This is a genomic window from Arthrobacter sp. (genome assembly GCF_031179385.1).
GTDB lineage: Bacteria > Actinomycetota > Actinomycetes > Actinomycetales > Micrococcaceae > Arthrobacter_D.
Window position 1 is genome coordinate 14901 of sequence record NZ_JAPSHV010000010.1, and the last position, 6695, is coordinate 21595.

The 6695-nt window shown below is 66.3% G+C and carries 7 protein-coding genes; 2 read left to right on the top strand and 5 right to left on the bottom strand.

The window, feature by feature from the left end; genetic code table 11:
* Nucleotides 1-43: 43 nt before the first annotated feature.
* Complete coding sequence (locus tag RIF85_RS03305; protein WP_309070486.1) at nucleotides 44-1132, top strand: peptidoglycan bridge formation glycyltransferase FemA/FemB family protein; 1089 nt, start codon at nucleotides 44-46, stop codon at nucleotides 1130-1132.
* Here the strand turns inward: RIF85_RS03305 and manA are convergent.
* The 4 genes from manA to RIF85_RS03325 are packed head-to-tail and all read right to left on the bottom strand — an operon-like array spanning nucleotide 1077 to nucleotide 5759.
* Nucleotides 1077-2438, bottom strand: coding sequence for a mannose-6-phosphate isomerase, class I (manA, locus tag RIF85_RS03310; protein ID WP_309070487.1), 1362 nt, complete (start codon nucleotides 2436-2438; stop codon nucleotides 1077-1079). The genes RIF85_RS03305 and manA overlap by 56 nt on opposite strands.
* Before the next feature lie 17 nt (nucleotides 2439-2455).
* Nucleotides 2456-4042, bottom strand: coding sequence for an LCP family protein (locus RIF85_RS03315; protein WP_309070488.1), 1587 nt, complete (start codon nucleotides 4040-4042; stop codon nucleotides 2456-2458).
* Complete coding sequence (gene purE, locus RIF85_RS03320) at nucleotides 4039-4551, bottom strand: 5-(carboxyamino)imidazole ribonucleotide mutase (protein WP_309070507.1); 513 nt, start codon at nucleotides 4549-4551, stop codon at nucleotides 4039-4041. The genes RIF85_RS03315 and purE overlap by 4 nt, the downstream gene beginning before the upstream one ends.
* A 35-nt stretch (nucleotides 4552-4586) precedes the next feature.
* Entirely contained in the window at nucleotides 4587-5759 is a 1173-nt protein-coding gene (locus RIF85_RS03325; RefSeq protein ID WP_309070489.1) for a 5-(carboxyamino)imidazole ribonucleotide synthase, read from the bottom strand.
* Between the two features lie 167 nt (nucleotides 5760-5926).
* On the opposite strand from RIF85_RS03325, the gene RIF85_RS03330 reads away from it, so the two are divergent.
* A complete protein-coding gene (locus RIF85_RS03330) occupies nucleotides 5927-6517 on the top strand; it encodes a GtrA family protein (protein WP_309070490.1) in 591 nt (196 codons plus the stop codon).
* On the opposite strand, the gene RIF85_RS03335 is transcribed toward RIF85_RS03330, so the two are convergent.
* Nucleotides 6495-6695 (bottom strand): hypothetical protein (locus RIF85_RS03335; RefSeq protein WP_375164823.1); only part of this gene is annotated, 201 nt, incomplete at its 5' end. The genes RIF85_RS03330 and RIF85_RS03335 overlap by 23 nt on opposite strands.

The following is a 6695-nucleotide window of genomic DNA, read 5'->3' on the forward strand; positions in this document are numbered from 1 at the left end:
CTCGCTGCGCTCGCATCGGGCCCCTGCCGATAGGCTTAGCATCATGAATCTTGCCATTACTCCTTGTTGGAACGCGCCCGAATGGGATGCCGCCGTGAACCGCCTGAGCGGGCACCCGCAGCAGCTCTGGGGCTGGGGACAGACCAAGGCCGACCACGGCTGGCGGACTGAACGGCTCTTCCTCAAGCAGAACGGCGAGACCGTCGGATGTGCCCAAATCCTGATCCGGCGACTGCCGATGCCCTTCCGTGCGCTGGTGTACGTGCCGCGGGGACCTGCCTGCCGTGCCGAAGACGCACGTCAGGTCCTCGAGGCTGTTGCGCAGTACGCCCGAGAGTCCTACGCAGCCACCGTGCTGAGCATCGAGCCTGATTGGGATGCGGATTCGGATGTCGTCGAACAGGTCCGTGCCGCGGGATTCCGGCCCACCGACAACACCATTCTGATACCTCGTACCCTCATCCTTGACCTCTCCCGTACGGAGGAGGAACTGCTCGGGGAGATGTCCAAAAAGCACCGCCAGTACATCCGGAAGTCGGGCCGGGAAGAACTCGACTTCCGCGAGGTCACCCGGGAGGAGCTGACAGCCTGCCTTTCGGTGTACAAGGAAACCGCCGAGCGTGCCGGGTTCGGCATCCACGAGGACGCCTACTACCTCGACATCTTCGACAACCTGGGTGGCGCGTCGCCGGTCTACGCAGCGTTCCAGGGCCAGACCATGGTCGCGTTCCTCTGGCTGTCCGCGAGCGCTTCCACCGCCTTTGAGCTCTACGGCGGAATGACCGAGGAAGGCGAACGCCTGCGTGCCAACTACGCGCTGAAATGGCTCGCCATCCGGTCGATGAAGGAGCGCGGCGTGCAGCGTTATGACTTCAACGGTCTGCTGAACGACGGCGTCTCCAAGTTCAAAATGGGCTGGGCGAAACACGAGAACCTGCTGATGGGCACCTGGGACAAGCCGCTCTCACCGCTCTATCCGGCCTACGCCACCGCCATGCCGCTGGCCCGCCGCGGGCTGTCCACAGCCCGCAGTGCCGTCAAAACGCTGCGGAGCACAGCGTTGCCGGCACTCCGCGCTAAGGCCGAGTCTCTTCGCGCGGGCCGCGCACAGGCCCCAACCCGCCAGGGTTAGCGTCGCCGGCGGCACCCACGGTGACGGCGAAGGCGACGGCGGTGCCGTCGTCGTCGTCGCCTGTCTCGTCGCTGGTGTCAAAAGCACAGCGGGCCATGACCGGCGACTCATTCGCGGGGATGAAGGCGCTCTGCCCGCGGTGCAGGATGAGGTCGCCCTTCGGCGAGTCCAGCACCAGGGTGCCCGAGACAACCAGCACCACGGCAGGCCCGTTCTGGGCGATCGGCATGTCGGCGGAGACGGCGTCGTCACCGAAGGACACCGGCAGCTCGATCCGCTGAAGCTGGAACTCGTCGAACGGCGGGCAGTACAGTTCCTGGCCCAGCGGCGTGGACTCCGGCTCCAGCAGGGGGAGGGCGAGAGGAGTGAACTCGACGGTCTTCAGCAGCTCGCCGGTGTCGACGTGCTTGGTGGTCAGGCCGCCGCGCAGCACGTTGTCCGATGACGCCATAACCTCGATGCCCAGACCCTCAAGGTAGGCATGTACGTTCCCGGCAGGCAGGTACAGCGCCTGGCCGGGTTGCAGGGTGATCCGGTTGAGGAGCAGCGCGACGAGCACGCCCGGGTCGCCCTCATGATGGCCGTTGAGCTGCAGGACTGTTGCGGCGGCCGAGCTCAACCGGCCGTCCCCGGAGCCGTCGGGAGTTCCTTCCTCGAGGGCCTCGACAACGGCTTCCACGGCTGCGCGTGTCTCGGCCCCGCCGGTCAGCAGTCGGGTGAAGGCCTCACGCAGGGCGGTGGCTTCGTCGGGAATGCCGAGATCGCCGACGACGGAGCTCAGGATGGCCGGCGCCCACCCCTTCTGCTTCTCCACCAGCCCGGTGAGCGCAGAGAAAATCTCCGCGGCTTCGCTGGGCGCGCGGAAGCCGCACAGCGCGTCGAACTCGGTCAGGGCGAACATCAGCTCGGGTTTGGAGAACGCATCGCGGTAGTTGCGGTGCGGCGCATCCTGGGGAACCGACGCACTGTTCTCCCGATCAAACCCTGCGCGGGCCTGGTCCCGGCTGGGGTGAACCTGCAGCGAGAGGGGGGCCGCTGCCGCGAGGACCTTCAGCAGGAACGGCAACCGGTCGCCGAAAGCCTCACGGGTGAGGGCGCCGAGGGATCGGTCAGGATCGGAATCGATCAGGTCGTCCAGTGGCGTGCCGGTATCCCCGTGGCCGACAACCGTAGACGGCGAATCGGGGTGCGCACCGATCCACAGCTCCGCCTCCGGACCGCCCGACGGAGTGCGTCCCAGCAACTCCGCGATGGCGGTCGGCGAACCCCAGGCATAAGGGCGCAGCGGGTTGTCGAGCTGGTACATGCGGCGGTGTCCGTTCGTTAGGCGGGGGAGCATTCCCCGTTATCGGCCAACAGTGATTCGAGCGTAGACCAGTCCTGATTCACAGCGAGCTGGTGCAGGTACTCCTCGGTGATCTCACCCGTCACGGTCTGTGCCGGGAGCACAGTGGGTAGCGCTTCGATAACCCCGGCACGGTCCACTTCCTGAACACCGGCGGCCGCGGCCTCGGCATCGCCTGTTGCAGCCGCAAGGGTCTCCTGCACGCGCTCATGAACCAGCGGAATGTCCGGGTACGTGGAGAACAGCTCACCCGGCTCACCGAAGTCCGGAGCGCCGATGGTGAGGCGGCCGACGTCGTGGTTCTTCGCCTTGATGGCCAGGTCGACGAAGCTGCCCAGCTGGTCGCGCGGAAGGTCGGTCTCGACGATCTGCGTACCCGCGGCGGCGATCTCCTGGAAGCGGGTGAGGACGGTGGCGGGATCGAGTTGGGCGATCATTGCCGCTTGCACGCACTGCTGGCGCCGGATGCGGGAGTAGTCGGTGGCGTACTCGCGCGAACGGGCGTACCAGAGTGCGTGGTACCCATCGAGGGTCTGGACTCCGGGAGCAATCCATTCCGACGGCGGGAAGTACCGTTTTGGGTCGCTGCCCGGGATCTCTTCGGAGGTGATGGGAACCCAGCCTCCGGCGTCGATGGTGATGCCGCCCATGGCGTCGATCAGCTGCTCGAATCCGGCCATGTCCACGAGGATGTACGCCTGCACCTCGATGCCGAGAATGCCGCTCGCTGCGTCCATCATCGCTTCGGCCCCCGGGTCCTGCGACTCCGGGTAAAGGTCAGCGTGATCCTGGCTGACCACCGGGTAAAGGCTGTTGATGATGCAGTCGTTGCCGCAGTTATAGCCGTCCGGCCACACCTGCCAGAGCGGAGAGTCTTCCGAGAACGGCGCGTTCTGGAAGTCGCGGGGGATGCTGAACGTGACGGTGGCCCCGGACGCGGCGTCGACACTGATCACCGAGATGCTGTCGGGGCGCCGTCCCAACCTGTCCTCACCGGCGTCGCCGCCCATCAGGAGGAAGTTGTAGCGCCCGTCGACCGGATCGAAGGCGGGACCGGCCTGGAAGATGGAGCCGAAGGTGTTGCGGCCGACGTTGAGCAGGTACGCGGCGTACCCCAGGCCGCCGCTCGTCACGAGCATCAGCAGGGCGAGCGATGCGGCGACGGCAGGACGCATTCCGCGGTCCAGCAGGGGCGGGCGAATGATCCGGAGCGTGTTGAGGAAGAGCAGCGCCCAACCGACCGCCAGCGCCACCAGCACCGCTATCAGCAGGAGGGAGAACCACTGATTCGTGAGAAGGGAGACCAGCAGTTGCCGGTTCAACAGCGCCAGAACTACGCCGGCAATCACCAGCAGCCACGCCGCGAAGGTGATCCGCAGCGCCCGGCGGCCAAGCTTGCGGTCGCCGGCAACAATTTGCGCTGATCCGGGGATCAGGAGGGTCAGGAAAAGGAGCAGGAACGCCCGCTTCGTGCGGACGCCGGACTGGGCCGATTCCGGATAGCGGACCGGATCGGTCAGCATGGTCCGTTCGGAGGGCTGGCCGGGATGAACCGCCCGGCTCATGCGCCGCCTTCGGTCGCGAACGCCCGCCCGCCGGTGCGCTCGCGCAGCTTCGCGCCCTTGTCGAGGGCGGTCTGCCGCAGCCCCGCGGCAAAGTCCGTGAGCTTGCCTGACAGATCCTGAGCGAACTGCCCCTCACCGGCGGCGAGGATGCGCACAGCGAGGAGCCCCGCGTTCCGTGCTCCGCCGACCGAGACCGTGGCGACCGGAATCCCCGCCGGCATCTGCACGATCGAGAGGAGCGAATCCATGCCGTCGAGGTGCTTGAGCGGAACCGGAACACCGACAACCGGCAGCGGCGTCAGCGACGCCAGCATTCCGGGGAGGTGCGCTGCGCCTCCCGCGCCGGCGATGATCACCCGCAGGCCGCGATCGGCAGCCTCGCGCCCGTACGCCACCATGTCCTCGGGCATACGGTGGGCGGAGACGACGTCGGCCTCATAGGGGACGCCGAACTCTTCGAGAGCAAGAGCGGCGGCCTCCATGACGGGCCAATCCGAGTCCGAGCCCATGACCAGGCCAACGAGGGCGCCGGTGGGGGAGTTGTTCACGATGTTTCCTTCCGGGGGTCGCGGCCGTCCCTGAGGATTGCCGCAGCGCGCTCGGCGCGCTCCCTGACCTGTGCCGTCGTGTCACCGGGCAGGGCTATAGCGTTTACGTGGCCGATCTTCCGACCCGGGCGAACGCTTTTGCCGTACGTGTGGATCTTGGCGGCGGGCTCTGCCTGCAACGCCGTCGGAAAGGCACTATACAGCTCTGCGTTGTTCCCGCCGAGGATGTTCTTCATGACCGCCACACCGGTGGCAAGCGAGGCGTCACCCAGCGGCAGGTCCAGGACAGCGCGCAGGTGCTGTTCGAACTGGCTGGTCACGGCCCCGTCCATGGTCCAGTGGCCGGAGTTGTGCGGGCGCATTGCCAGTTCATTGATGAGGAAGCCCGCCTCGCTGTCCGGGACCTCGAACATTTCCACCGCCATGACTCCGGTGACGCCGAGCTCTTCGGCAATGCGCAGCGCGGCTTCTGCGGCAGTGCGGGCCAGGCCCGGGGCCAGGTCCTGGGCGGGCGCGATCACCTCGTCGCAGACGCCGTTGACCTGGATGGAGTGAACCACCGGCCAGGCGCGCGCCTCGCCCTGGGGTGAGCGCGCCACAAGAGCGGACAGTTCGCGTGTGAACGGTACCTTCTCCTCGGCGAGCAGCGCGGAACCGGTGAACCAGTCCGCACTCTGCGCGGCGTCGTCGTGCGAATCGATGATCCGCACGCCCTTGCCGTCATAGCCGCCGCGCGGAGTCTTCAGGACTACCGGCCAGCCAGTACGGTCGCCGAATGCCCTCAGCTCCTCGATGGAGGAGACCGCACTCCACCGGGGATTGGGGAGCCCGAGCCGGTCCACGGCCGCCCGCATCACCAGCTTGTCCTGTGCATGGCGGAGCGCGTCGGGGTGCGGCTGAACGTTCACACCGGCGTCCACGAGGGCGCGGAGGTGCGCTTCGGGCACGTGCTCATGATCGAAGGTGAGAACGTCCACATCCTTGGCGAAGGCCCTGAGGTCCTCCAGATCGGTGTAGTCGCCCACCGAGGCGTTCGCGACGGCGGCTACCGCAGAGACGTCGGGGCCCTCCGCCAACACGCGCAGTTCAATGCCAAGTTCGACGGCGGGTGGCGCCATCATCCGGGCGAGCTGGCCGCCGCCCACCACACCAATAACGGGAAAAGTCACCCCTTCAGGGTACCTATTGTCGAGGGGGTCCCCTTGATGTGACCTGTTCGCAACTGCGGCTTCCTAGGAAAGACACAAACTCCGTCGGTAAAATGGGCCCTTAGTTCCCGCGCTGAAATTGCACATGCTGGTTTTCAGCTTGTTCGTCTTGCAGAAACCGGAGAGTCATGATCACCACACTTGTCGACCGCACGCGGGCTCTCGCGTCTCTCTTCTGGAGAGAGCTGGCGAAGTTCGGCGCCGTCGGGGGTGTGGCATTCGTCATCGACAAGGGTCTTTTCTGGCTTCTCATCCACGGGGCCATGAAGGACAGTGAGGTCAAAGCGCAGGTGGTGTCGGCTGCCATAGCGACCGTGTTCGCGTGGATCGCCAACCGGTACTGGACTTTCCGCCATCGACGCCAGGCCAACGTCCTCCGCGAGCTCGTGATGTTCCTCTTCATCAATGCGATCGGACTGGGTATCGCGGCCGGATTCGTCTGGCTCGCCAAATACCCTCTCGACATCTCGGACCGCACCGGGCTTTTCGTGGCGGGGGTCGTGGGAACCGTTCTGGCAACAGCGGTCCGCTTTATCGCCTACCGGTTCTGGGTCTTCAACGAGGAACTCGATGCCGAGCCTGCATTCGCCCACGACCACGAACTGATTCACCCCAGCGCCCACTCGGAGGAGGCGCCTGAGCCTGCTGTGACACTGGCTGCCGACGGCGCCGCTCCGGCCAGGCATCCGACCGCAGCTAAGCAGCCAACCGAGCAGTAATCCGCTCGCCCTCCACCAGGCGGTCGGTCACCTCCACGCTTGAGTGCACGAGCACCACTGTTCCACCGCTCGCCCAGATGCGGACGGCCGCCGTCAGGACCGTATGGAGTGGCAGTGTTGCCGGGACCAGCCAGATGCCCTCGGCTGAGCCGATGCCCCCAGCTGTCAGATCACTGAA